Consider the following 26696-nt stretch of genomic DNA (forward strand, 5'->3'; position numbering starts at 1 on the left):
TTTGCGTTATAGTTAATGCGATGGACAGCTAGGAGGGGTTATGAACGTTAAGCGCAGATATCAGCATCTACTTGCCAGCCTATGGCCGAAGACGTTAAAAAACAGGCTATTTATTATACTAAGCTTTAACGTCCTCATCCCGCTGTTAATGGTCATCTTAATCTCATATAAGAGCGTATATCCGCTGCTGGATCAACGCATCCGAACGGGAATCCAGAACAATTTGAATATGTACCAGATGTCGCTAGAGAATACTTTGTCCAGCATTAATAATGTGTCCCAGATTCTTGCGTATGACGGCCGGATTGGGAAGAAGCTCAGCTTGTTCCTTGAGGAAAAGGACTTGTATACGAAAACACAGATTAACAATGATATATTGCAGGATTTGAATATTATCTCCAGTACGAATCCGACACTTGGGCTTTACTTTTATTATTTCGAAGACAAGAAGCAGATGCTCTATCAAAGCTATAACGTGAGAGAGGATTTCTCCTTGGAGAAGCTTCCTAGGCTTGTCGAGCTGAATGGGATTACTTATTACGGTCCGCATCGGACGAATAGGCAGTACAGCGACGTTCAAGTCTTATCGGTGGCTCGCAAGATTGTCATGCCGGATCAGAACAATGTGTATGTCTATCTCGAAACCGGCTACAAGGTGTGGGATAAAATCAGTCAAACCGGCCAAGATAGCAGCATGAATGATTACCACCTTATCGTCGATCGAGAAAATCGTATCACCTATAGCGAGAACGAGACTGATTTTCCGATTGGATCGATTCTAAACAGTGGTTCGGCAGGGAAGCTTCAGGAAGCTAACGGCTATTATGTATTCGAGACGGCGAGCAATCAAGGCTGGAAAGCGGTCGATCTGGTATCGAAGGCGACCTACCATCAGGAGGTCAGGCGCTGGTTCGAACAGCTTGCGGTTATTGTCATCCTTTCCATGCTGCTGTGCTCCTTATTTGCCTGGATGATTTGGCGAATGGTATATTTTCCGCTTAAGAGAGTGAATCAAGATATGCGGGGGCTTGAAAATAGTGATTTTGATACCCCATTGTCCCGATTCGAGCTCGTAGAATTTGAAGTCATGATGAGGAATTTCGATGCGATGCGGGTTAGGGTGAAGGAATTGATTCAAGAGAATCAATTGAAAGAGAAGCGCCGGGCCGATTTCGAGGTGGAGAAGCTGCTCTACCAGATCAATCCGCATTTCATTCATAACACGCTGGATACGATTCAGTGGCTGGCACGCTTGAAGGGGCAGGAGGACATCGATATGGTGGCCACCTCGCTGAACAAATTGCTCTATTACAACCTCGGCAAGAGGGGGCCGCAGACGACGATTACAGAAGAGTTGGAAGCGCTAAAAGATTATTTGACCCTGCAAAAAATCCGCTACGATTTCGAGTTCAGCGTCACGATACATGTGGAGGAGGAGCTGCGTTGCTGCCTGGTGCCTCGGTTTATTTTACAGCCGCTAGTGGAAAATTCCCTCTATCATGGTGATTTAGACAATAACGGACTAGTGGAGGTCACCGCGGAGCCGGATGGTGATGGCTATATGTTCATTCGCATATGGGATAACGGACGCGGAATGACGTCGGAGAAGATAGCAAGCCTGCTTGAGAAGCACTCAGAGGAACAGAATAAGATTGGTCTTGGAATCGGGGTCTACTATGTGAAGCGCGTATTTGATTCTCAATATAATGGACTAGCCTCATTCCAAATGACAAGTGAGCTTGGGGAAGGAACCTGCATAACGCTTCGAATACCTAGAATGTATACAACGAAGGATGGCGACAACCAATGATGCGCGTACTTATAGTGGATGACGATCGTTTGGCGCGGACAGGCTTAATTAATTTACTGCCTTGGAAGCAGTTCGGGTTACAGGTGGTTGGAGAGGCGAATAATGGGGAGAAGGCTCTGGAGTTTCTGAAGTCCAATGAGGTGGAGCTTCTCATTACGGATCTGGCGATGCCCGTCTTGTCAGGAATCGATCTTATGCGGAAGGTCCGAGAACTGTATCCGAACATGTTCATTGTCGTCTTGTCTTACCATCAGGATTTCGAATTGGTTCAGGAAGCGCTGCGTCTAGGGGCTATTGATTATATCGCCAAGATTCAGCTGGAAAAGGCGAAGCTGGAGGAAGTGCTCGAGCGGATCACGAGCCGGATTCAGTTTGAATGGAAGCAGCGATTCATTCCTTCGCAAGGCGAGCCTGCTTCTCGTCAGCCTGTTAATGAAGAAGTGCAGGCGCGGATTATGAAGGAGCTCATCCCGTTAGATTGGCTCAGGAACGACAGTCAGCATGCCAGACTGACGGATTATATCAACCAGCATAGATTGCAGCTAGACACATTCCTGGAGACAAGAACGAAGCTGCTCGGCAAGCTTGATCCCATCCTGCCCGAAGAGCACAAGAAGCCATCGCATGCCATTCCCAATATAGCAGAATGGCATGCGAATATGGATGCCTTGCGTACTTGGTTCCGGAATGAAAGCAAGCTGATGCAGTACTCTATCGATATCATTGAAGCGATTCTTCGTGCTGCTCATTATATTCAGGAGCATCTTAGTGATGATCTTCATCTGGATGAGGTGGCCCGGAAGGTTGGCGTAAGCCGAAGCTATTTCAGTGAATGCTTCAAGGAGATCATCGGTATTTCCTTCCAAACCTACTTGCGCAATACTCGTCTTGCATTCGCGCTGAAGCTGCTCGAGGAAACGACACTGCCCGTATACGCAATATCGCAGAAAGCGGGCTATCCGAATGAGAAATATTTCAGCAAGGTGTTCCGCTCCCTATTCAACCTGCTGCCAAGCGAGTTTCGAATGAAAGGGTTAAAATCGTCCGACATCCTGGCATCCATCGGCCGAATCGAGCAGTCTTCATCATTTATCGAATGAAATAGCTACCTGGAAAGGACCATTTTTGCTCTCGCAGATGGTCCTTTTTACTATACGATAATGCAAGAAAGCCAAACAAAAATAATGGGGGATTAAGATGAATATGCGCTTACGAAATACGGCAGTCATGTTAACGGTATGTTTGGCATTAGCATCAGGATGCGCGTCGAATGACGGCGGATCTAATAACGGAACAAACACAGCAAACTCCTCTAATGCTGGAAATACAAATAAGCAAGAAACGCCAAGCGAGCCGGCAGATCCATTCGGCAAATATGCGGAGCCGGTAACGATTACGATCGGCAAATGGATCGATCCGGCTGCAGAGAAGACGCTCCCTGCCGGAGATACGGTGGAAAATAATCAATATACACGGTTTACGGAAGAAAAGCTGAATATTAAATTCGATCATGTATGGCAGGCGCAAGGCGATGCTTATAAACAGAAGCTGAAGCTGGCCATTGCAAGCAACGATATTCCGGATGCCATGGTCGTAGAATATTCGGATCTGGTGAAATTGGTAGAAGCGGGTCAATTACAGGACATGACAGATGTCTATAAGAACTATGCCTCACCACAGATTAAAGAAATATATGACTCTGCAGATGGAATCGGGCTGGAGCAAGCGACGTTTGATGGCAAATTGATGGCGATTCCGAATTCACAGACATTAGCAGACTCGATTTATTTAATGTGGATCCGTCAGGATTGGCTGGATAAGCTGGGTCTGCAGCCGCCGAAGACGGTAGATGATATCGCCGCAGTCGCCAAAGCATTCATCGATAAGGATGCCAGCGGCAAGGGAACTGCCGGCCTTACAGGAAGCAAGCCATTATTCGAGATGAACAATTCCATGGGCGGATTAGATCCAATCTTCGCGGCGTTCCACTCTTACCCGCTCAACTGGCTGAAGGACAGCTCGGGCAATATTGTATTCGGCGGTATAACACAGGAGACAAAGGAAGCACTAGGTAAGTTACGGGACATGTATGCGCAAGGCTTAATTGATAAAGAATTCGCTCTTCGCAGCGATAACCTGGAGCTAGTAAAAGCAGGTACGTCCGGTATATTCTTTGCTCCTTGGTGGATGGGATATTATCCGCTGCCGGATTCGATGAAGAACGATCCGGCTGCTAATTGGAAGCCATATCTGGTACCGCTTGATTCGGAGGGCAAGTTTAATACCCATGTGCAATCGCCAACCAGCGCCTTCTTCGTTATGAAGAAAGGCTATAAGCATCCAGAAGCGCTCATGAAGTATATTAATCTGCAGGTTGCGGCAGAGACTTACGCGGATCAGGAAGCCGTGAAGCTCGACCCAGGTGTTGGCTTGCAGAACTGGCCGATGCGGAGCGCTACTACGTATGCGGATAACGTGGAGCGTAATTCGAAAGCGATTAATGACGTGATCAGCGGTGCCGCGGATGTATCGACGCTCAACAGCAGCCAAAAGCCGCTGTATGAGGATTGGTTAAGGACGAAGGACAATCCTGAGATTGACTTTGGCAAATGGGGACCTGCCTTCTCCTACATTGTCTCCGGGCAAGAGCTCTTTAAGCCAATGAATAAAGTATTCAGCCTGTATTATGGTCAAACGAAGACCATGGAAACCAAATGGGCGAATCTGCTGAAGATGCAAAACGAGGCATATACCAAGATAATTATGGGCAGTTCCGATTTGGATTCCTTTGACGACTTCGTGAAGAACTTCAAAGCCCAAGGCGGTAACGAGATTACGAAAGAAGTGACGGAAGCGTTGAACGAATAGAAGGCATGCGATTAGCGCTGGGGCTCCTGGCGCTAATTGTTCTACATGAAGGAGTGGGAAGGAAGAATGAAGAATCGGACATTCATCTTGAACTATTACCTGATGCTTATTCCCGGACTGGTGTTGCTCATCCTGTTCTCTGTCGTTCCGATGCTCGGGGTTGCCATCGCCTTTCAAGACTTCAACTCTGGTCTTGGCCTATGGCGCTCCGAATGGGTTGGACTGGATAACTTCAACTATATGTTCCAGCTTTCCGACAGCAGGGTCATCTTTATCAATACGATCAGCTTGGCTGTTATGAAAATTATCGCGAATCTCATTGTGCCGCTCGTGTTTGCACTGCTGCTGAATGAAGTGCGGAAGAAGGCGTTTAAGCGATTCGTTCAGACTGTCGTATACCTGCCTCATTTTCTGTCTTGGGTCATCCTCGCAGGCATATTGACGGACATGTTCTCGTATCATGGGCTAGTGAATCAACTTTTTGGTGCTTTTGGATTTGAGCCCGTCTTGTTCCTGGCAAGTAATACGTGGTTCCCTGCCATTCTTGTCTCCAGCGATGTGTGGAAGGAATTCGGATTCAATACCATTATTTATTTGGCAGCGCTTACCGGCATTAATTCCTCTCTTTACGAAGCTGCGGCGATTGATGGAGCGGGCAGAGGGGAACAGCTCTGGCATATAACACTGCCCGGGATCAGGCCAACCATTGTGCTTCTGGCAACGCTTAGTCTGGGCAATGTATTGAATGCTGGCTTCGATCAGATCTACAACATGTATAATCCACTCGTATACTCGTCCTCCGATATTATCGATACCTATGTGTACCGCGTAGGTCTGCTGGATGTCCAGTACGGACTTGCAACGGCCGTAGGCTTGCTCAAGTCGATTGTCAGTTTAATTCTTATCGGCATTTCTTACACGCTGGCATCTAAGTTTGCGAATTACCGCATCTTTTAGTGGAAGGAAGGAATGGAATCATGGTTAGGACGCGATCATTCGGCTCGATTTCCGCAGATGTGTGTATCTACTTCCTATTGGGCCTAGTAACTCTATCAACCCTTTATCCCTTATGGTATACGGTGGCAGTTTCCTTCAGCGACAGCAGTGCCGTAGCAGGGGGCTTTGTTACATGGTGGCCAGTGGACTTCAATCTGGCGGCTTATCATGAGATCGTTAGCGATCATAAGTTTTATAAGGCCTTTCTTGTATCTATTGAGCGTGTCCTGTTAGGGACGACTATCAGCTTTGTTATAACGCTGTTGATGGCTTATCCGCTATCGAAAGAGAATTCACTCTTCCCTGGCCGCAATATAATCATGTGGTTTCTGGTCGTGATTATGCTGTTTAACAGCGGTCTAATCCCATGGTATATGACGATAAAATCCTATGGCATGCTGGATTCCATCTGGGCGCTGGTTCTTCCCTATGCGGTTCCGGTCTTTAACATTATTCTAGTCATCAATTATTTCCGAGGCTTGCCGAAGGAGCTGGAAGAAGCGGGACTGGTCGATGGCGCTGGGCCATGGTATTTGCTGCTGAACATTTATTTGCCGCTGTCGGTTCCGGTTATGGCGACGGTAACGCTGTTCAGCATCGTGTTCCATTGGAATGCATTCTTTGATGGCTTGATCCTGATGAATAGACCGGAGCATTATCCGCTGCAGTCCTACGTGCAGCAGCTTGTCGTCAATATTAACACGACAGATATCTCCTCCGAGGGGCTGAAGAGCCTATCGCTGCTGTCCAACAAAACGTTAAATGCGGCAAAAATTGTGGTCACAATGCTGCCCGTACTCGTTATCTATCCTTTCTTACAGCGGTATTTCGTACACGGTATTACATTAGGTGCAGTTAAAGAATAGAACAGTCGAGAAGGGGCGTTAATAATGACAAGCTTTGTTTATAAAGGAGAAAAAACGAAAGAAATCGTCTTCCCGCTTGGCGGAATCGGGAGCGGCAGCATCGGACTTGCAGGGAATGGACGGCTCGTAGATTGGGAGATATATAATCGGCCAAATAAACGCAGCGTGAACAGCTTCAGTCACTTTGCCGTTAAGGCGGAGGCAGACGGGAAGCTGCTGGATGCCCGTGTGCTTAATGGGGACCTGCTGCCATCCTATATGGGAGAGAGGCATACCGTCACTCATAGCGGCTACGGCTTTGGACCGGACTCGACGACCATGGCAGGCGTTCCGCACTTCAACGATTGCGTCTTTACTGGAGAGTTCCCTCTTGCGAAGCTGGAATTAGCGGATGAACGTTTTCCCGGCGAAGTTGCGCTGCATGCCTTTAATCCGTTTATCCCGCTTAATGATAAGGATTCGAGTATTCCAGGGGCTTTCTTCGAAATCGAGCTGACCAATACGTCGAATCAGACAATTACTTATACAGTCTGCGCTTCGGTTGGAAACCCGCATACAAGCCCGACTAGATGGAACCGCTATAAGGAAGAGGGGACACTCCATCATATTCAGATGGGAGCGGATGAATATGATGCCGATAGTCCCAAGCACGGCGATATCAGCATCTCAACCGATGCACCAGACGTCAGCTATCAGGAATATTGGTATCGAGGTTTATGGTGCGATAATTTGGAGATGTTCTGGCGGGATTTTACGGAAACAGCAAGGTTTAAGAATAGGCAATACGAACGGGAATTCACGGGGACGGATGTCTGCTCGCTTGCTGCGCATGTCGAGATTGAGCCTGGGCAGACGAATAAGGTGCGTTTCGTTATAACTTGGAATTATCCGAATTGCTTCAATTACTGGAGCACGGAGGTTTATGGCGCGAAGGACGATCCCTACTACGACCCCGAGCATCCGACTATCTGGAAAAACTATTACGCCTCTTTATTCGAGGATTCCGTCAGCAGCGGTGCATACGCCTTAACGAATTGGGAGCGATTGTACGGAGACACGCTGCTGTTCAAGGAGGCGCTGTTCTCCTCCAGCATTCCGCGGGAAGCAGTCGAAGCCATCTCGGCGAATATCTCGACCTTGAAAACCGCTACCTGCCTGCGTCTCGAGGATGGTTCCTTCTACGGATTCGAGGGGACAATCGAGCATTCGGGCTGCTGCGAAGGCTCCTGTACGCATGTGTGGAACTATGCCTACGCGCTGCCGTTCCTGTTCCCGAAGCTGGAGAGATCGATGCGCAATCTGGATTATACGTACAACATGCGTGAAGACGGGCGTATGTCGTTCCGTCTGATGCTGCCGCTTGGCAAGCCGAACCCGTTGTTTGCCTGCGCTGACGGTCAATTCGGAGGTGTCATCAAGGTTTATCGGGATTGGAAAATCTCAGGGGATACGGAATGGCTGCAAGCTCTATGGCCGTCAGTTATGAAATCTATTGATTATGCATGGGCAGAGACCAATGAGCATAAGTGGGATGTAAATAAGGATGGCGTGCTTGAGGGCCGCCAGCATCATACGCTTGATATGGAGCTCTTCGGGCCTAATGCCTGGCTGAACGGCTTCTATCTCGCGGCGCTTAAAGCCGGCTCCGAAATGGCGCAGGTCTTAGGCTACACGGAGAAGGCAGACGAATACGCAGCGTTATTCACGAAAGGCAAGCAGTGGACGGACAATCACTTATTTAATGGGAAGTATTATGTGCAGCAAATCGATTTGACGGACCGATCTCTGCTAGAAGGCTATGAGAACCAAATTGAAGATGTGTACTGGAATGAGGAGTCCCAAGAGATCAAGTATCAAATCGGCGATGGCTGCGGGGTTGATCAGGTTGTTGCACAATGGCATGCGAATCTTAGCGGATTGGGCGAAATCTTCGATCCGGTGCAAACAAAGCAAGCATTGAAATCTATCTATAGCTATAACTATCGGGCTGTTGGCGATTATTTCAATGCTTGGCGTCTGTTCAGCTTAAGAGATGAAGCAGGTGTCATAATCTGTTCCTGGCCTAATGCGGAGTCGATGCCGAGAATTCCGCTTACCTACAATCAGGAAACGATGAACGGCTTCGAATATCAAGCAGCCGTTCATATGATACAAGAAGGCATGGTGCAGGAAGGAATGGAGATTGTACGAGCGATTCGATTCCGGTACGACGGAGAGCGGCGCAATCCGTGGAACGAATTCGAATGCGGCAGTCATTATGCACGTTCAATGGCAAGCTATGCGCTGCTTCCTGCATTCAGCGGATTCGAGTACGATATGACAGCGGGAATGATCGGATTTCATCCGGTCCAAACCGAGGAAGGTCATTTTACAGCATTCTGGTCGCTGGATTCGGGTTGGGGAACAGTTACGATTACGCCGGAGATGGTCGAGTTAAGCGTGCTCTATGGCAGCTTATCCATCCGCACGCTGCGTTTGCCTTTCTTAAGTGAGGGCTCCGTGCAGGCAGCTGGATTCGCGGGCAATCCGATTGAGGTCATGCAAGAATCGAACGGTGATTGCTCGCTTGCCTATCCGGTGATATTGACTTCGGATTCATCATTAACTATTCAATTGACTAGTACTCAACATGAGGGGGAGCTGTGACATGAAGCCGGTAACAGCAATACTGCTTGGAGCGGGTAGTCGGGGAATGGATTCTCTTGCGTCTTATGCAGAGCGGTTTCCTTATGAGCTGAAATTCGTCGCGGTGGCTGAGCCGGATGAGCATCGCAGAAGCGAAATGGCCAGAAGACACGATATTCCTGTCTCTCAAATGTATGCGACTTGGGAAGACGCACTTGCAAAGCCGAAATTCGCGGATATGGCCTTAATCTGTACGCAGGACCGCATGCATTATGAACCAACGATGAAAGCTTTGGCGCTTGGCTATCATATCCTGCTGGAGAAGCCGATGTCGCCAAGCCCTAAGGAATGCATAGAGATGGAGGAGGAGGCAGCCAAGCAGGGGAGACTCCTCTCGATCTGCCATGTGCTGCGTTACACTCCGTTCTGGTCATCGATCAAGAGGGTAATTGACGAAGGCAAGATTGGAGATATCGTCTCTCTGCAGCTTAGCGAGAATGTTGGGTACAGTCATATGGCACATAGCTTTGTTAGAGGAAACTGGAACAACTCGGCCGTTTCAAGTCCGATGATTCTGGCCAAATCCTGTCATGATATGGACATTATCTCTTATCTGATCGGCAAATCGTGCGAGCGTGTAAGCTCCTTCGGCTCGCTTATGCATTTCCATGAGGGCAATGCGCCGGAAGGCTCGACGGACCGCTGCTTGAGCGGTTGTGCCGCTGAAGCGAAGTGTCCGTTCTCGGCGCCAAGATTTTATTTGGGTGAGGGCAGGAACTGGGCGAGAAAAATTACGAATGATCCCTCGAAGGAAGGCATCTTGAAAGCGTTGCAGGAAGGTCCCTATGGGAAATGTGTGTACCACAGCGACAATAATGTCGTCGACCATCAGGTCGTGAACCTATTGTTCGAGGGAGGTGCAACAGCCACCTTCAGCATGTGCGGCTTCACGCATGATATTTCCCGGACGGTTCAGATCATGGGGACAAAAGGTGAAATCCGCGGCTACATGGAGAAGAACATGTTCACGGTGCATGACTTTGTCAGCAAGCGGGAGGAGCAAGTTAAAGTGCATATTTCCGCTGAAGGGCATGGTGGCGGTGATGAGGGCATCATGCGCAGCTTTGTGCAGGAGGTAAGGCAGTACAATGGGGGCGAAGGGCTGACGTCGGCAGCCGCATCCGTCAGAAGCCATATGATGGCTTTTGCCGCAGAGCAATCGAGGCTTGAGGGCGGAATACCGGTCGTGCTGGACCAATTCAAGCTGCAGCTGGCCTAGTCGGGAGGGACAGCTCATGGATAATTCCTTCTATCTTCCGACCATGTACAGTGCAATTCGAATACCCGGCATGGAGTATGCCAGACAGCCGAAGGGCTGGTCGTATCCCAGTCATCGGCATCCCTACTTCGAGTTTCTGTGCTGTGTGGAAGGGGAAATCCGGCAATGGATCAATGGGCAGCTGTATGTGCTGACACCAGGGGATATTATTCTGATCGGTTCGGATATGATACATCGGACGGAGATCGGAGAGGACTGCCTGTTCTTCGACTTTCACTTTGATGTGGAGCAGTCTGATATTCACTCGATTGTCCAGGCTGCTGGCAATCCGCTTCTCCGGTCTGACGATAATAATGTGCTGCTCGCCCGGATTCAGCGATTCTTGGGCGACTTTGGCGAAGACCTGAGTCAGATGGCGCGTCAGCGTATTTCCGGCGGCCGGTCTGAGCAGCGTGCTGAGGCCTATTTGCTCCAGATTGAGCGTTCCATTCGGACGCTCGAAATTCATTCCCGCTTGCTCGAAATCGTTGGCATGCTGGCGAACAGGCTGCTGAAGATGAGCAGCAGTCTATACGATGGGCAGGTCACTCCGTCACAGCTTCGACTGGCCCGTGAGGCTTCCTGTTATATCGAAGAGCATTTGCTGGAGGATATTCGCGTGCATGACATTGCCAAGCAGCTGAATGTCCATCGAACGCATTTACATCATTGCTTCAAGAGTGTATATGGTGTATCGCCAAGCATGTATTTGAACAACTCCCGCATTCGTGAAGCGAAAAATCTGCTGCTCACGATGGATTGGAGCATGGAGGAGATTGGCTTGCATTTGCGGTTCTCCTCCTCCGCTCATTTCAGCAGAGCCTTCCGTTCCGCGGTGGGGATGTCGCCGATCAGGTTTCGGCAGCGTGCGAGAGAGCAATGATCCGCATGAAAAAAGATCAAAGGCCGGGCGAAAGCCCGGCTTTTGATCTTTTTTTGCTGTCGTTTATCCAAGATCGGGATGGTCTTGCAGGGTAACCTGTAGATTCTTCGCGCCATGCAGCTCGAAGATGATGATCTCATTATCGCCTGTGCGAAGAAGCGGTGCAGGTACATACAGCGTAACCTGCGGTCCAATCTCCCAATAGCGGCCCAGGTTGAAACCATTGACGAAGACAACGCCTTTCGTCCAGCCCGTCATGTTCAAGAACGTATCCTCAGGCTGATCGACGTGGAAGCTTCCACTATAGAAGGTCGGCTCCTCCTGCAGGCCGGCTCCCGTTTCCAGCGGGGAATATACGATGCCCGACAAGTCATCAAGCGGCAGCGGGTGCATGGTCCAATCATAGAGGAATTGCCGCTCGATCCGGACGCCTTCCGTAATCCCCTTCGGATCCTGCATTTTCCATCCGTAATTGATGCGTCCCATATTCTCTACAAGCAGACTTAAGGAGGCTCCTTCAAGCGGCGTCTCGAGAGCGATATCTCCTTCACCAATCGCAAGAGTCAGCTCATGTTTATTCCGTTCGATGACGCCTTCATAATGGCCGTTGAAGTACACAAGGGCTCGATCGCGCACTTCTTGTACAGTCACCTTACTGAGCGGGCGAGGCCCGCTGACATGCGTCGTATAGAGTACGAAGCCATAGTCCTGTCCGAGCTTCTCCATCGTCTCCGTGTAGGCGCGCTTCACGGGCTTCGACAAGGCCTCAAGCTGGCCGAACAATCTAGCCTGCCCGGTCATCGGCACCGTACCATAGGATTTCTTCGGAATAGACGGAGGCATAATGCCCTCTGGAATATCGGCATACTTCGAAATGACGCTGCGAATAGCCAAATACTTGTCGGTAATATCACCGGACTCGCTAAGCAGTGCATTATAGTCGTAGCTCGTGACGGTAGGCTCATATGAAGTGAAGTAATTGGCTCCGTTATAGAAGCCGAAGTTGGTTCCGCCCTGGAACATATAGAAGTTGACCGATGCTCCAGATTTCAAGATGCGGTCCAGTACATCCGCCACATCGTCAAATCCCCGGACATGATGCTCTTCACCCCAGTGATCGAACCAGCCGTTCCAATATTCCATGCACATTAAGGGTCGATCTGGCTCATACTCGCTTAATTTGGCGAACGCCTCCTCTGGTTTAGAACCGAAGTTGGCCGTTGGAAGCGTGCAAGGCAGCATGCCCCCTTGCAGCATATGATCCTCAGGGCCATCCGAAGTAAAGAGCAGAACATTAATTCCCCGTTTAATCATGCCTTCCCGTATATAGGCTAAATACGCCTTGTCATTCCCATAGCTGCCGTATTCGTTCTCCACCTGCATGGCGATAATCGGACCGCCATTTGTGTGCAGATGCGGCACCAGCAATGGCATTAATACATCGTAGTACGCATCCACTCGGTCCAAATAGGGCTGATAATAGCAGCGCAGCTTCATGCCATCCTCTGCGAGCAGCCAGGAAGGCAGCCCGCCGAAATCCCATTCCGCACAAATATACGGGCTAGGCCGGATGATTACATGGAGGTCAAGCTCTCCAGCAATCTCGATAAACCGGACGATATCGGCAATGCCTGTGAAGTTGAATTGTCCCCGCTTAGGTTCATGGATATTCCATGCGATATAGGTTTCAACCGTGTTGAAGCCACAGGCTTTCAGCTTCAGCAGACGATCTCTCCAATATTCAGGAACGACGCGGAAGTAGTGGATTGCACCGGAAATGATCTGTGTCTTCTTGCCGTTGATTATAAAATCTCGTCCTTCAATTGAAAAGGAGGTCATAAGGATTTCATCCTCTCTCATCTGGTGTATAGGAATTAACTATATGAGGTTCGCAGACGATCCTTCATCCAGATGCAGGTGTCCCACAGATCGGAGACCGGCTGGCTGGTGAACGGAAGGGTATGCATATACCCCGGCGGACCGTATTCCGGCGTTGCACTCGTGAGAGCGTACCCGGCAGCTTGCCGCTTCGCTAAAATCTGTCTCCACCAAGTCTCATGTGCTCGCAGCTCCTGCTCATACTCTGGAGCCGCCGGATGAGGGACTTGTGGACCCTGTGCGTAACCGACCCGGGCATGTATATGAATGGTTCGCTCACTTGCGATCGCAATGGCTTCCGCCTGATCCTCGAGCAGCGTCTCGCATACACAGCACCAATGGCTGAAATCAGCCGTGATCCGGAGGTCTGGGAACTTCTGAAGGAGTCTTGCCGTATTCCAAGGCGTATACATGGCACGATGGCGATGAGTCTCATGACCAACAGAGACGCCGTGGGCTTTTTCTTCACTTAGTGCGGCACGGAAAAATGCCACCTGATCCCCATCTGACATACAATCCCGCGCGCTGTGAGAAATAACGAGCAGGGGATTTAGTAGCGCCGCACGCTCGATTCCGTTCGAGAAGCTTTCAATATGCTCCTTCAAGGATTGGCCGGTAGAAGCGATTAGTGCAATATAGTTCAGCTTATGCTCATACAGCATCTCCATAAATTCCTCGATATGCTCTGAAGGGGGGACAGGTGCTTCTACACCTTCGTAGCCTGCGGCAGCGATTTGCCTGATGCTTTCCCCATAAGACAGATGCTCCATTCCCCATAACGATTTATAGATTTGAAGACGCATTACGAATCTTCTCCTTTCTTTATGTATATAATCGTAGACTATGAGATGGCTCTCTGCTATTACGATCGTCTTGTCTTTTTGCATAAATGTCTTGCAGTGGGACTAGAACGGTCAGACTACATTTATATAAAAAAGCCATACCTGCAGAAATGGTTCGATGATGGACAGCGTGATACGATTTGCTCGTAACCACATTCGAACTGGAGGAATACGAAATGGAACTGACAATGGGAAATGCAAGACTTGAAATGGGCAGCAAGTATATGACTGAGCTTCGTGATGCCAACGACATTCTGGATAATGTAGAAGCACTGCGTACACGTTTGAAGGAAGATGGCTATTTGCTAATCCGCGGTTTCCATGATCGTGAAGAGGTGCTCAGCGCACGTAATGGTATTCTGCAGAAACTGAATGATATGGGCAGACTTGATCCGAACTTCCCGGTAGAAGAAGGCGTCATTGCATCAGGCGGCAAGAGTGCGATGTTTGGCGGTCCGGTAAATTCCGAAGACGTGAATATGCAAGGCTTTTATAAGCTTGTAACGCAAGAAAAAGTAATGCGCTTCTTTGACCGTCTGTTCGGCGGGGAATCGATGACTTATGATTACAAATGGCCGCGGGCTGTCGGCAATGGCGACTTCACGGGGGCGCATTACGATATTGTATACATGGGCCGGGGAACGAAGCAGGTCTATACGATGTGGACGCCGCTCGGCGATATTCCTTATGAGCAAGGACCGCTGGCAATCTGCCTCGGCTCCCAGCATTTCGAGCATATGAAGTCGACTTATGGTCAAATGGATGTTGACCGCGATAATGTCGAGTTGGGCTGGATCTCAAAGGACCCGATCGAGTGTGTGGACAAATTCGGAGGAAGATGGGCTACTGCTCCATTTGATGCAGGAGACGTCATTATCTTCGGTATGTTCCTGCTGCATGGATCGGTGAACAACATAACGAACCGGTACCGTCTAAGCTCGGATACCCGTTATCAGTTGAAGTCCGAGCCTGTTGATGAGCGCTGGGTTGGCGTGAAGCCGAAGGGACATTATGCGTGGGGCAAGGAGACGCCAAAACCGATCGAGGAAGCTCGTAAGGAATGGAAGATTTAGAGCATAAATGCGAAGAGCAGACTTGTAATAAAAGTCTGTTTTTTTAATGCTACAAGTAATATGTCAGCGATTAGTATGGTTTTTACATCGTTTCGTGTTCACAATGTCAAAAAATTCGACAGCACAGGGGAAGATCTTGAGGATTTGATCTCGATCGGCACGATTGGACTAATTAAAGCGATCGAGAGTTTCCAGACTGGCAAGGGGACAAAACTGGCCACTTTTGCTGCACGCTGTATTGAGAACGAAATACTTATGCATTTGCGTTCTTTGAAGAAGACGCGCAAGGATGTATCCTTGCATGACCCGATTGGTATGGACAAAGAAGGCAATGAAATTACGCTGATCGACATTCTCAGCACGGAAGCCGACGATGTCGTGGACCGGGTGCAGCTGAAGATTGAGAAGAGCAAGATATATCGCAACCTCGATATCCTCGACGAACGGGAGCAGGAAGTGATCCGCGGCCGGTTCGGCCTGGATCATGGCGGGGATGAGCGAACGCAAAGGGAAATTGCAAAAGAGCTTGGCATCAGCCGCAGCTATGTGTCGCGGATTGAGAAGAGGGCGCTCATGAAGCTGTATCATGAGTTTTATAAGGCGAAGAAGTGACAATAAGGAATTAAGTTAGCTATAAAAAATTAATTTAAACAAATAAGGACAATTCTCTTCAGTATTCGGATGAGAGTTGTCTTTGCATTTTCAGTCATAAGATTTGTTGTGTTATGTAGATTATAAACTTGAACAGGAACAATTGTTCATATGAAAACTAAGTGTGGTAATGCTAATCATAAGGGGACCTATAAAAGGGAACCAGAAATAAAATGTGAACCTCAGAATATGAACTCGATGAATAAAAAAACGCGGCACCATAATCGTTTATGGTTGCCGCGTTTGCTATAGTCTATAACGTTACACAATTGCTGTCTTATTTTTCTGTCCCGCGCTACTATACACTTCAAACACGGAAATCGTCGGACACCAGCGGGATTCCTCGACAATCAGTCTGACCTGTCTTGCCGTGGTCTCAGCAAAGGTCAGGATACGTTTATAGCCCACAATCGTACATCCAGCTACCTGCTTCCATACTCCTCCGTCCTCCAGAACCTCTATACGAAGTTTTTCAATACGTTGACCGGAGCGAATATGTTCTTGCAGTACGATTGTATCAAAGGTTTGGGTGATCCCAAGGTCAATGTCAATAACAACCTGTTCTGTTCCTTCCATTGGACACCAGTAGGAATCCTTGTTGCCATCAAGCATGCGCATTGCGTTGTGCTCCTCATCGAGAGATTCCTTTGCGATTGCAACAGCCCCGGAGGCAAGATTATGTTGAAATACCGTTCTGATAACTTGACCAAGCTCCGCCATGCGATGGGCATCGTTCTCATGGATAAGCCCTCGTTGGTCTGGAGGTAAATTCAATAGAAATGTAGAGTTGCCTCCAACAGACTTGTAATAAATATCGAGCAGGGCCTCAAGGCTTCTTACCTTGTCGTCTTCGGCAGAGTGGTAGAACCAGCCTGGCCGGATGGACGTATTAACTTCAGCGGGATACCACACAAGCTTATCTTTGCTTTTAATGGCTTCTCTGCTTCCCAGATTCTCGTCGCGGGAATTAGAGCGTTTCGAAAATTCGCCATCGTCCACGTGCTGAGAATCCTCCTGAATTTTCTCGCAATCCTGAAGCTCTTCGGGAACAACGCTCCATTCCGAGTCCCGGGTATGGCCTGCTTCATTGCCGCACCATCGAACATCCGGGCCGCATACGGAAATAACCGCATTCGGCTGATGCTCTCGAATGACCTTGTAATAGCCGTCCCAATCGTAAATCTGCTTTAAGCCATTAGGTCCTTCTCCGCACGCGCCATCAAACCACACACAAAAGACATCCCCATAGTTGGTGAGAAGCTCTCGAAGCTGATCCTTAAAGTAGTTGTTATACTCATCCGTTCCGTAACGCTCATCATGCCGATCCCATGGCGACAGATAAACGCCAAAGGCCAGACCGCGTTCGCGGCATGCATCTGCTACTTCTCTAACTAAGTCGCCTTCTCCGTCTCGCCACGGACTGTTCTTGACCGAGTGATCGGTGTATGTGCTTGGCCATAGACAGAAACCGTCATGATGTTTGCAGGTTAGGATCAGCCCTTTCATGCCTGCCGATTTGCATACCTCAACCCATTGCTTTGCGTCAAATTCGGTTGGATTAAAAATGGAGGGCTCCTCGTCGCCAAGACCCCATTCTTTATCCGTAAACGTATTGACCCCGAAATGAATAAAGGAATAGAACTCAAGCTCTTGCCAAGTCAATTGTCTTGCTGACGGCACGATCTGCGCGGCATGTTTGATTTGTTCAGTCATAATAGGTCTCCTCCAATAGTCGTAGTCGTTAAATTAGCAATTCTGCTTCGTATCCGCTCAAGACCATCACTTGCTCGTAATGACGACCGGTCAATAATCCTTTTGCAGGCTTGTTGATTTGAATGGTTTGATCTGTGCCCGTTGTGTTCACATAGATGGTAGAATCATCTTCCAGCTTGCGCGCGACTACGCCAAGTGGTGTAGTTGGCCCTGGGTTAACCCCCAGTTTCGGATATAATTGCTCAAGCAGCGAGCTTAAAAAGGAAGTGTCGGCAGGAATAGCGACATAAATAGCTTCTCCCTTGCCGTAAATCTTTCTCGTAACGGCAGGCGATAATTCAAGCGTATTTGTGAAAGATGCCATTGCCTTGGCAGTGCGAGTTTCGAGAATTTCATAATAATCGATTTCAGGCACATGTTCATTTCCCCCAAGAAGGATAGCCGGCCGCTCTCTTTCCAGCCGGAGTTCAGCCTTCTCCAATCCACCCGCATTCTCAACGGGAGTATGGCTTCTGGTTCGCATGAAGGCTCCGCAGCGGATGCCGAATACATCGCTTAGTTCACCAGGCAGGGTAGTGTCGAATACCTGGTTATGCTCGTTAACCTTAGCCGAGTAGGCCGTCATAATGACGGTTCCGCCATTCTCCACATAAGAACGAATGGCCGCAGCGGAGGCCTTGTCCATTACTGCATGGCCAGGCACAATTAATATCTTGTAGTCCTTGCGCATATCTCGCAAATTTACGATGTTGCAATCCAGATTAGCTCTTACAAGCGCCTCGTAGGCTTGAAGCACCTGATGGGTATAATCTGTTTTGTAGAAGCTCCGGTTGCCGGCCATTACCTTCAAACTTTCATAAGAATAAGCAATGGCAATCTCCGGTTGCGGCTTTCTAGGGAAGCCACGATCCTGCAGCAGCTTGAATTCTTCCGAGAATTGCTTGAATTCATCATACTTCCATCCCGGAATGCCGTCATGATCGAGCAGACCGAATATATACTGCTCCTCACCGCCCAGCATGGAGCGCCAGGTCCATGCGCAAACCGCTTGGGATCTATGAATGAGCGATAAGTAGGCATACATTCTCATCGCTTTGCGCGGAGAGCCGTAGCCTCCAAAATCACCTGTCTGGAATTCGAGACACCATATTGGCTCGTCTAGCTCCCCAGTCCGATGATCCATGAAGAAGCACGCGGCAGTCAAAGCACGCCTGTCTTCAGGGTTGGTGCCAGGATAGAAGCCTATGCCCGGCAAATCCACAATATCCCGGTATTGCTTCAAATAATCGAACCCGTAACCGGGATTTTCGGACCAATGATTGGTCGTCTCTCTCGCACCGGGAGCTAATTTTTTGACCAGTATGCTCAAGCTATGCATATAGGCTAACGTTTCGTCGGAATAGAAACGCCACATATCCAGAACGCGTTCCGGAGCGCCTTGGATGTGTCCGGAGATGGGGAGGACGACATCTTGGAAGCTGTTTAGCTTACGCGACCATCTCTGGGTAGTCCAGGCTGCATTCAGATTTTCAATCGTTTCGTATTTAGTTGCCAGCCAGTCAACAAAACGTTCTCTGGCTGCGTTGGAATAAGAAGGGGCACCGGAGCCAAGCTCGTTGCACAAACCAAAAGCATACAGCGCAGGGTGGTTTCGATACCGGCGCACCAGCTTTTCGGCAAATCTTAACGCATATTCCTGGAACGCTGGATGCCCGATATCATCCATATAACGCGATTGCGCTTCCATTCGATTTCCGTTTGAATCCGTCAGGCTGATGCCGGGATATTTTTTGTGCAGCCATGTAGGAGCAGGTCGGGTGGCAATATCGAGTACGACCTTGATCCCGGCTTCATGAAACAGGTCCATAACCTCATCAAACCAATCAAAAGTAAAATTCCCTTCAGAAGGCTCATAGCTGTCCCAGCATAAATGCCCGAGACGTACTATATTAAAAGAAGCCTCGCGCATTAATTCAATGTCGCGTCTCCACCGCTCTGGTGGCCAGTCGTGCGGATGGTAGTTAGTTCCCGCAAACAGCAAGTTGATCACCGCCATATAAAAATTATAAAAGATACAAACTATATTAGATGCTGTAATGTAAATAGGAAATATAAAAAATATATTTAAATATATAAAAATATGAACATCGAAAATACTGACCAAAATAGTTATATATTTATCGTTTTATTTATATTTAATCGCTTTAGAGGAGGGCAGTATACTGAGAATCAAACCAATACAAGGAGGTCGTGAAATGAAAAAAAGAATCACAAGAAAAACGTCAATCGCCCTTATTGCCGGTCTTGCTCTGTTGACTGCAGCCGGTTGCAGTTCATCTGATCCGAATTCGAATTCAAGCTCGAATCAGAACGAGCAGGGGAGCAACGGAAATTCAACAAAAGGAGAGGCCACGATTACGCTGGGACGAGTTGTCGGCTCAGACAATCAATTTAAAAATGGCGAAAGTATTGAAGATAATGTTCATACCCGGTGGGCGAAGGAAAGGTTTGGAATCAATTTCAAGGTAGATTGGACGGTTGGTACCGGAGAAGCTTACTCCACAAGACTCCGGCTGCTGCTTAATTCTAATGACAAGCTGCCGGACGTATTTACGTTAAGCGACCCGACTTTGGAGAACCAGGTTGTTGATTCCGGCAAGGTGATGTCAATAGACGAAGCGTTTGATAAATATGCATCGCCGCGAATCAAAGAGCTGTACGCGCAATATCCTGAAATCTGGAATACGGTGACCTACGATGGCAAGCATTACGGACTTCCGACCTTTAATGCGAACAGTTCCTTCAGTGTCTTATGGATACGTCAGGACTGGTTGGACAAGCTGGGGCTCAAGGCGCCAAAAACAATTGAAGAAATGGAAACCGTCATGGATGCGTTTGTAAATAAAGACCCGGACGGAAATGGAGTCAAGGATACTATTGGTTTGTCTGTGTCTCTGAAAAAAGGCGTATCGGCCGTTAAAGATACCTACATGGTTTCAAGCGACTTTATTTTCGGTAAAAAAGCCGTTCCGACTTATTGGACAGAAGCAGAGGATGGAACGCTGCAATACGGATCCATTCAACCGACGGTCAAGCAAGGACTCGCTAAACTTAGCGAATGGATGAGCAAAGGTTATTTGGATAAAGATGCCGGCGTGCAGGATGAGGCGAAGGCGGCGGAGAGCTTTGTCCAAGGAAAATCGGGCATGGTATTCGGACCTACCTGGATGGCTACTTATCCGTTTAATGCAGATATGAAGTTTGATTATATCCCTGTTCCGATTCCTGCGGGCGTAGACGGAAACATGGGATTTGGCAGCGAACCGCAATCCTCCGTGCGTTTTTATTTCAACAAGGATTTTAAATATATGGAAGCCTTCTTTAATTATTTGGATGCCATTATGGGACCAGGATTTTACGATCCTGAATCGGAGCTCGCCAACGGTTGGGCAGAGGGCTACGATTATGTCATGGTTAACGGAGAACCGGTATATGATCACGATAAAATCCCCGGCGGCTGGATCGATGTAAAGAAATATTCTATCTACGGCAATGATATTCAAACGCCGAAGAAAGAGCTAGAAGTAATGGCCAAGCTTGGTCAGGGCATTAAACCGGAAACCCCATATGAGAAATATTTCTCCGCAAGACCGAAAAAATGGGCTGATGCGGCTGCTGTTCTTCAAACCTATATCGATGACGCTGCTGTATATGATCAATTTACCGGACCGCCAACGAAGACAATGGCGCAGAAGGGCGAATTGCTTCGCAAGATGGAAAACGAAACATTCCTGAAAATTATTTACGGGCAAGAGTCGCCCGATTCGTTCGACAGCTTCGTGAAAAAATGGAAATCATCGGGTGGTGACGAGATCACCAAAGAAGTAAATGATTGGTACCAAGCGGTTAAAAAATAAGGATTGCATCAATAGCGGCAGGCCTTGCGCAAGGATTGAAACGTTAGGTCTGTCTCGCTCTAACAATGGAAATAGGAAGGAGCTGCACAGACAATGGAATGGAAAAAAGGCAGGATAAGATTTATTCGCCAGCTTCCTCTTCATTTGCTTATATTGCCGTCAATCATCTGTCTGCTTATATTCAATTATGCTCCTATGGCTGGTCTGCTCATGGCATTCCAGGATTATAAGCCCCGTCTCGGCATTCTTCATTCGCCGTGGGCCGGACTTGCGCATTTTCGATATATGTTTTCGTATCCGGACAGTGTTCAGGTTATTTACAATACTCTACTGATAGCATCTCTTAAAATAGTAGCGAACACCGTGGTGCCTATTGTGTTTGCACTGCTGCTTAACGAAGTGAGAACAGTTGTATTCAAACGCTTTGTTCAAACTTTCGTCTATTTGCCGCATTTTCTATCGTGGGTCATCCTTGGCGGTATTCTCACAGACGTACTGGGGAATAAAGGTATTGTTAATAATCTGCTCTCCTTCACGGGCGCAGATCCCATTTTCTTTCTAGGGGATGGCACTTGGTTTCGTATTACGGTCATTATCAGCGATGTGTGGAAAGAGTTTGGCTTCTCAACCATTATTTATCTCGCCGCCATGAGCGGAATCAATATGGCCTTGTATGAAGCTGCTGAAATAGATGGCGCCGGCCGTTTCAAACAGACGCTGCATGTTACTTTGCCGGCAATGGTGCCCGTCATACTTGTTGTGAGTACGCTGGCTCTGGGTAACATTCTGAATGCCGGCTTTGATCAGATATTTAACCTGTATAACCCGCTTGTATATAGAGAAGGGGATATAATCGACACCTTCGTATACCGGGTTGGCCTAATGGGCGGATCGTTTAGTTTTGCGACAGCAGTCGGCTTGTTCAAATCGGCAGTCAGCTTTGTATTAATTGTCGTGTCGTATAGACTTGCTTACCGGTTTGGCAATTATCGTATTTTTTAAGTAAAGGCAGGCTGATCTTATGTATCGTAACACACTCCGATATCGTTGGTTTGCATCGTCGAATGCGCTGCTGCTTACGGTTATATCCATATTATGTATTCTGCCGCTTGTCCATGTGGCCGCTGTTTCTTTCAGCTCGAGTTCTGCAGCAACGGCAAATCAGGTTTATTTCTGGCCAGTTGGGTTTAACAAAGAGGCCTATCTGAGAACGCTGGATAATCCCTTGTTCCTGCACTCGCTGGTTCTATCTGTAGAGCGGACGGTTGCCGGTACTCTGCTTTCTATGATGCTGACCGTCACTGCGGCGTATACCTTGTCGCGCTCGTTTTACGGAAGGGCTTTTTATTCCTGGTTTTTTGTCTTTACCATGCTCTTTAATGGCGGACTCATTCCAACCTATATGGTAGTTACAGGGCTTCATTTAACCAACACGCTTTGGGCTCTTATCCTGCCATCGGCAGTTAACGTGTTTAATACCATTCTCATGATGCAGTTTTTTCGTGCAATCCCGAAAGAACTTGAGGAGGCCGCGCATATTGACGGAGCCGGTTACTTAAGATCCTTGACTTCGATTTATCTTCCTTTATCGCTTCCTTCTCTGGCCACGCTGTCGTTATTTGCGATGGTCTGGCACTGGAACTCTTGGTTCGACGGATTAATCTATATGACCGATTACAGGCAATATCCGCTGGCAACGTTTCTTCAGACGATCATACAAAGCGGAGATATGAGGAATACCAATATCGATCCTGGACAATTGCAGGTCCTTTCGGAGAGAACCGTACGTTCGGCTCAAATATTAATTGGAGCGCTTCCAATATTAATCGTTTACCCGTTCCTGCAGCGTTTTTTTGTGCAAGGATTGACGATGGGCGCCGTGAAGGAATAGAATAGGCAAAAAATCGGGAGTCGGGAGTAATCGACGATGATCAACAAGGAACGAAGTCTCTTTTCCAAATTGGTAGGGGCACTTATTTTGCTGCTGGTTCCCGTATTAATTGTCTCCGTATATTCAAATCGGGTTAACGAACGCGTGATTACTCAGCAAATCAAGGAATCAAGTACAGGCCGCGTATCGACGTTAGCCGCCCAGATGGATCATATCATTAGGCAGATGGAAACATACTCTCAAATTTTAATTAGAGATCCGAATGTCATTGAGTTTCAAGACTTATCTCTGTTGACCAACAGTTATTATGAACAGGTAAAAAGAAAGAAAGTGATCCAGGACAAGCTTTATTTGCAAAGCGCTTCTACAAACTGGATTAACGATATTACGGTTTATTCCCCTCATACGGGTGAAACCTTATCAACCGTACACGGCATTCGTTACGAGGCCGATCGGCTGGAAAAATTAAGTCGGGAGAATTGGAATTTCGTATGGAACGTCAGCGGTTCGGGTGATAAGGGAAGGATCATACACCTGACCTATGAACCCCACATAGCAGGAGGAGAAGGCATAAGCCAAGCTAATTCCATTATCGAAATCAGCTTTGATATGAGCAATGTAATTCGCTTGCTGGATCAATTTCAGTCGCAAGGCAGCGGAGATGCTTTATTTTATAAAAATAAAGATGATTATCTCGCTGCCAATTCGATTCCGCCGACGCTTCTTAAGGAGGCGGTATCGTTATTAAACGATACCGGTCTAACTGGAGAAGGGGATATTACCTTATATGTGAGCGGCATATCTTATCTGGTTGCGTATTCCAAGGTAGAGTCTCTTGATGGATATGTGGTTAATATTGTTCCGCTGCACGATATTCTGACACCGTTAAGAAAGAGTAATCAATTTGATTATCTTGTGCTTGGATTATTGCTAATTGTTGGCATTGCCGTATCCTGGATCCTGTACCGCAATGTCCAATTGCCGCTTCGCGCATTGATCAAAGGCGTGCAGCAGATCAAAATGGGACAATACAAGTCCAGAATTCTATTCCAGGCAAGCAATGAATTCCGGCTGATTATTATTTCCAGATTTAATGAAATGGCAGAGCAGATTCAGACGCTTATCGAGAATGTGTTGGAGCAGAAGCTGCATGCTCGCGAAGCTGAGCTGAAGCAGCTGCAATCCCAAATTAATCCCCACTTCTTGTATAACAGTATCTCTTATATGATAAGCATGACCAAGCTGGACAAGAAGGATGCGGTGCTTCAGATGGCCTACCATTTGTCGGATTACTACAGGTATTCGACGCATGTGGAGCGTCAGTTGGTGGATTTAGGCGAAGAGCTGAAGAATGCCAAGGATTATTTGGAGATTCATCGGTTGCGCATGAAGCGCATTAATTATGTCATTCGGGTTGATCCGGACATGATGAATGTCAAAGTTCCGCGATTGTTTTTGCAGCCCATTGTTGAAAATGCCCTCATTCACGGAATTGAAAACCTGGAGGATATCGGGCTTATCACAATAACGGGAAGTTATAGTGACGGGAAATACAAGATAACAGTCGAGGATAATGGGGGAACCATGACGCACGAACGGCTGCAGTCGCTCAAAAGACTGTTAGTTGGCCGGTTTGGTGAAGGGGCAGACAGCTGCGGACTGCAAAATGTAAATCGGCGGCTTCAACTTCGATACGGCGAGGATGCCGGACTGCACCTGTCCATCAATCGAGAATCTGGACTTCGTGTGGAATTGCGTTGGAGAGAGGAGCCGGAGAAGGATGAAGCTGTTAATCGTAGACGATGAAGAGCACTTGGTCGAAAGTATCGCTGCTATCCAAGCTTGGGAAACAATAGGCATAACTAAAGTGCTCTCGGCATATTCCGGAAAGCAGGCCCTTCTTGTCATGGAAGCTGAAGCTGCCGACATTGTCATTACCGATATCCGCATGCCGGGGATGAATGGTATTGATTTGATCAGAGAGATTAAGAATAGTTGGCCAGAGACAGAGTGCCTGCTGCTTACCGGACACGCGGAATTCGATTACGCGCAGCAAGGGTTAAAGAATAAAGCCTCTCATTATTTGCTCAAACCGGTGAAGGATGAGGAACTGCTCGCTGCCGTGCGAGAAGCTGCCGATTACTTGCAACGGGAGCAGGAGCGAAAGCTTGCATACCTGCATTCCCAATCCATGATTCATCTTAATTTGCCTGTCCTACGTTCCAATCTGCTGAATAATTTAATTCAAGGACGAGCTTTGCAGGAGAAAAAGCTGCAGGAGCAGTTTCGATTGTACGGAATTTCGATCGATATGGAGTATCCGGTATCCCTCATTTTGATTCGTTTAGAGGACCGAGGTCGGCGGTACGAGCCTTCTGATATGTCCATATTAGGGTATGCCGTCTCGAATATTGCGGAGGAGCTGCTTCTCCATAACCGGTATAACTATTGGAACTGTGAAGATTTGTACGGTCATCTATTGTTCGCTGTCCAGCCGCAGAATCATAACCCCGAACAGTCGCATCTATTCGATGAACTAGGCGATCAAATGAAAAGAACCGTTAATGCACTGCTGCATCTGACGATAACGGTCATCCTTTCTCCCCCGGGTTCTTTGCCGTCTCAAAGTGAAGAAATGTATCAGCGATGCCTGGCAACGATACGCTCGCAAGTTGATCAAGAAGGCGATTATACCGTTCGATTGGGAGCGGATAACGTGCGGCCTGCGTCTCATGTGGTAGCTTCTTTGTATACGCCTCCGCTGCTGCCTCATTTGCTGGAAGCGGGCAAGTGGGAGGCGGCAAATAAAAAGCTGCAAGAGGTATTCCTGGAATGGAATGAGAAATACAGCGGTTCAAATGAGCATTTATCAGAAATTTACTATTCGCTCAAGTCCGCGTTTTCGTATTTCGTGCATAAGAACGGGGGGCTTCTCGCCGACTATCGGCTGCAAGAATCACGAGAAGTGAAAAGCCTAGGCGACTTGGAGTACTGGGCTACGACCATGCTGAGCAAACTTCGCGAACAGTTGAATACGGAATTATCGGATTCCCGGCATTCCATTGTTGCCCGGGTTCATCAATATGTGCAGGACCATTTATCGGAAGATGTATCCTTGCAGGCCATTGCCGACCACGTGTATATGCATCCTACGCATTTGTCCAAAGTATTCAAGCGCGAAACGGGAGAAAACATTTCCGAATATTTGCTTCGTTTGCGAATGGAGAAAGCTGTCTTTCTGTTGAAGGATAGCCGTTACAAAGTTTACGAAATTGCAAGCATCCTGGGCTATAAGAACCCGACTTATTTTATCAAAGTCTTCAAAGAGCAGCTTGGAGTAACGCCGCAGGAATTCAGAGAGTAGC

Annotated in this window: 19 protein-coding genes; 15 read left to right on the forward strand and 4 right to left on the reverse strand. The window is 47.9% G+C overall.

The window, feature by feature from the left end; all coding sequences use genetic code 11:
• The first annotated feature begins 40 nt into the window (after positions 1-40).
• The 8 genes from BM200_RS00060 to BM200_RS00095 all read left to right on the forward strand — a co-directional run bounded on the left by BM200_RS00060 (position 41) and on the right by BM200_RS00095 (position 11366).
• The gene (locus BM200_RS00060) at positions 41-1810 is read left to right on the forward strand and encodes a sensor histidine kinase (protein ID WP_091179921.1); all 1770 of its coding nucleotides are present in this window, start codon (positions 41-43) and stop codon (positions 1808-1810) included.
• Positions 1807-2910 (forward strand): response regulator transcription factor, encoded by a 1104-nt coding sequence (locus tag BM200_RS00065; protein WP_091179924.1) that lies wholly within the window; start codon positions 1807-1809, stop codon positions 2908-2910. The genes BM200_RS00060 and BM200_RS00065 overlap by 4 nt, the downstream gene beginning before the upstream one ends.
• A gap of 97 nt (positions 2911-3007) precedes the next feature.
• On the forward strand, positions 3008-4678 hold the full coding sequence (locus tag BM200_RS00070) for an extracellular solute-binding protein (RefSeq protein ID WP_091179926.1): 1671 nt from the start codon (positions 3008-3010) through the stop codon (positions 4676-4678).
• A 66-nt stretch (positions 4679-4744) separates the two neighbouring features.
• Entirely contained in the window at positions 4745-5635 is an 891-nt protein-coding gene (locus tag BM200_RS00075; protein WP_091179928.1) for an ABC transporter permease, read from the forward strand.
• 20 nt (positions 5636-5655) lie between these two features.
• The gene (locus BM200_RS00080; RefSeq protein WP_091179930.1) at positions 5656-6540 is read left to right on the forward strand and encodes a carbohydrate ABC transporter permease; all 885 of its coding nucleotides are present in this window, start codon (positions 5656-5658) and stop codon (positions 6538-6540) included.
• Between the two features lie 24 nt (positions 6541-6564).
• The gene (locus BM200_RS00085; RefSeq protein ID WP_091179933.1) at positions 6565-9186 is read left to right on the forward strand and encodes a GH116 family glycosyl-hydrolase; all 2622 of its coding nucleotides are present in this window, start codon (positions 6565-6567) and stop codon (positions 9184-9186) included.
• Between the two features lies 1 nt (position 9187).
• On the forward strand, positions 9188-10444 hold the full coding sequence (locus BM200_RS00090) for a Gfo/Idh/MocA family protein (RefSeq protein ID WP_091179935.1): 1257 nt from the start codon (positions 9188-9190) through the stop codon (positions 10442-10444).
• Between the two features lie 16 nt (positions 10445-10460).
• Positions 10461-11366 carry an AraC family transcriptional regulator gene (locus tag BM200_RS00095; protein WP_091179936.1) on the forward strand — a complete coding sequence of 302 codons (906 nt, stop codon included), beginning with the start codon at positions 10461-10463 and terminating at the stop codon, positions 11364-11366.
• A gap of 63 nt (positions 11367-11429) precedes the next feature.
• Here the strand turns inward: BM200_RS00095 and BM200_RS00100 are convergent, their stop codons facing one another.
• Together BM200_RS00100 and BM200_RS00105 are read right to left on the reverse strand one after the other, a co-directional pair.
• Complete coding sequence (locus tag BM200_RS00100) at positions 11430-13205, reverse strand: glycoside hydrolase family 35 protein (RefSeq protein WP_091179938.1); 1776 nt, start codon at positions 13203-13205, stop codon at positions 11430-11432.
• A gap of 35 nt (positions 13206-13240) precedes the next feature.
• On the reverse strand, positions 13241-14047 hold the full coding sequence (locus BM200_RS00105; RefSeq protein WP_091179940.1) for a sugar phosphate isomerase/epimerase family protein: 807 nt from the start codon (positions 14045-14047) through the stop codon (positions 13241-13243).
• A 215-nt stretch (positions 14048-14262) separates the two neighbouring features.
• On the opposite strand from BM200_RS00105, the gene BM200_RS00110 reads away from it, so the two are divergent.
• Together BM200_RS00110 and sigK are read left to right on the forward strand one after the other, a co-directional pair.
• Positions 14263-15159 (forward strand): phytanoyl-CoA dioxygenase family protein, encoded by an 897-nt coding sequence (locus tag BM200_RS00110; protein WP_091179942.1) that lies wholly within the window; start codon positions 14263-14265, stop codon positions 15157-15159.
• Between the two features lie 60 nt (positions 15160-15219).
• Positions 15220-15771, forward strand: a complete 552-nt coding sequence (gene sigK, locus BM200_RS00115) for an RNA polymerase sporulation sigma factor SigK (protein ID WP_245772829.1) — start codon at positions 15220-15222, stop codon at positions 15769-15771.
• 300 nt (positions 15772-16071) lie between these two features.
• Here the strand turns inward: sigK and BM200_RS00120 are convergent, their stop codons facing one another.
• Both BM200_RS00120 and BM200_RS00125 read right to left on the reverse strand, forming a co-directional pair.
• Positions 16072-17523, reverse strand: a complete 1452-nt coding sequence (locus tag BM200_RS00120; protein ID WP_091179945.1) for an alpha-L-fucosidase — start codon at positions 17521-17523, stop codon at positions 16072-16074.
• 28 nt (positions 17524-17551) lie between these two features.
• Positions 17552-19564: a beta-galactosidase gene (locus BM200_RS00125; RefSeq protein ID WP_175532684.1), complete on the reverse strand. Its 2013-nt coding sequence runs from the start codon at positions 19562-19564 to the stop codon at positions 17552-17554.
• Between the two features lie 214 nt (positions 19565-19778).
• Here BM200_RS00125 and BM200_RS00130 point away from each other — a divergent pair, with 214 nt between their 5' ends.
• From BM200_RS00130 to BM200_RS00150, 5 genes are all read left to right on the forward strand, one after another.
• Complete coding sequence (locus tag BM200_RS00130) at positions 19779-21440, forward strand: extracellular solute-binding protein (protein ID WP_091179949.1); 1662 nt, start codon at positions 19779-19781, stop codon at positions 21438-21440.
• A 93-nt stretch (positions 21441-21533) separates the two neighbouring features.
• Positions 21534-22442 carry an ABC transporter permease gene (locus BM200_RS00135; RefSeq protein WP_091179952.1) on the forward strand — a complete coding sequence of 303 codons (909 nt, stop codon included), beginning with the start codon at positions 21534-21536 and terminating at the stop codon, positions 22440-22442.
• Between the two features lie 19 nt (positions 22443-22461).
• A complete protein-coding gene (locus BM200_RS00140; RefSeq protein ID WP_091179955.1) occupies positions 22462-23331 on the forward strand; it encodes a carbohydrate ABC transporter permease in 870 nt (289 codons plus the stop codon).
• 36 nt (positions 23332-23367) lie between these two features.
• Positions 23368-25137 carry a sensor histidine kinase gene (locus BM200_RS00145; protein WP_091179957.1) on the forward strand — a complete coding sequence of 590 codons (1770 nt, stop codon included), beginning with the start codon at positions 23368-23370 and terminating at the stop codon, positions 25135-25137.
• Complete coding sequence (locus BM200_RS00150) at positions 25112-26695, forward strand: response regulator transcription factor (protein WP_175532685.1); 1584 nt, start codon at positions 25112-25114, stop codon at positions 26693-26695. The genes BM200_RS00145 and BM200_RS00150 overlap by 26 nt, the downstream gene beginning before the upstream one ends.
• Position 26696: the final 1 nt, after the last annotated feature.

The organism is Paenibacillus catalpae, assembly GCF_900112695.1.
Lineage (GTDB): Bacteria > Bacillota > Bacilli > Paenibacillales > Paenibacillaceae > Pristimantibacillus > Pristimantibacillus catalpae.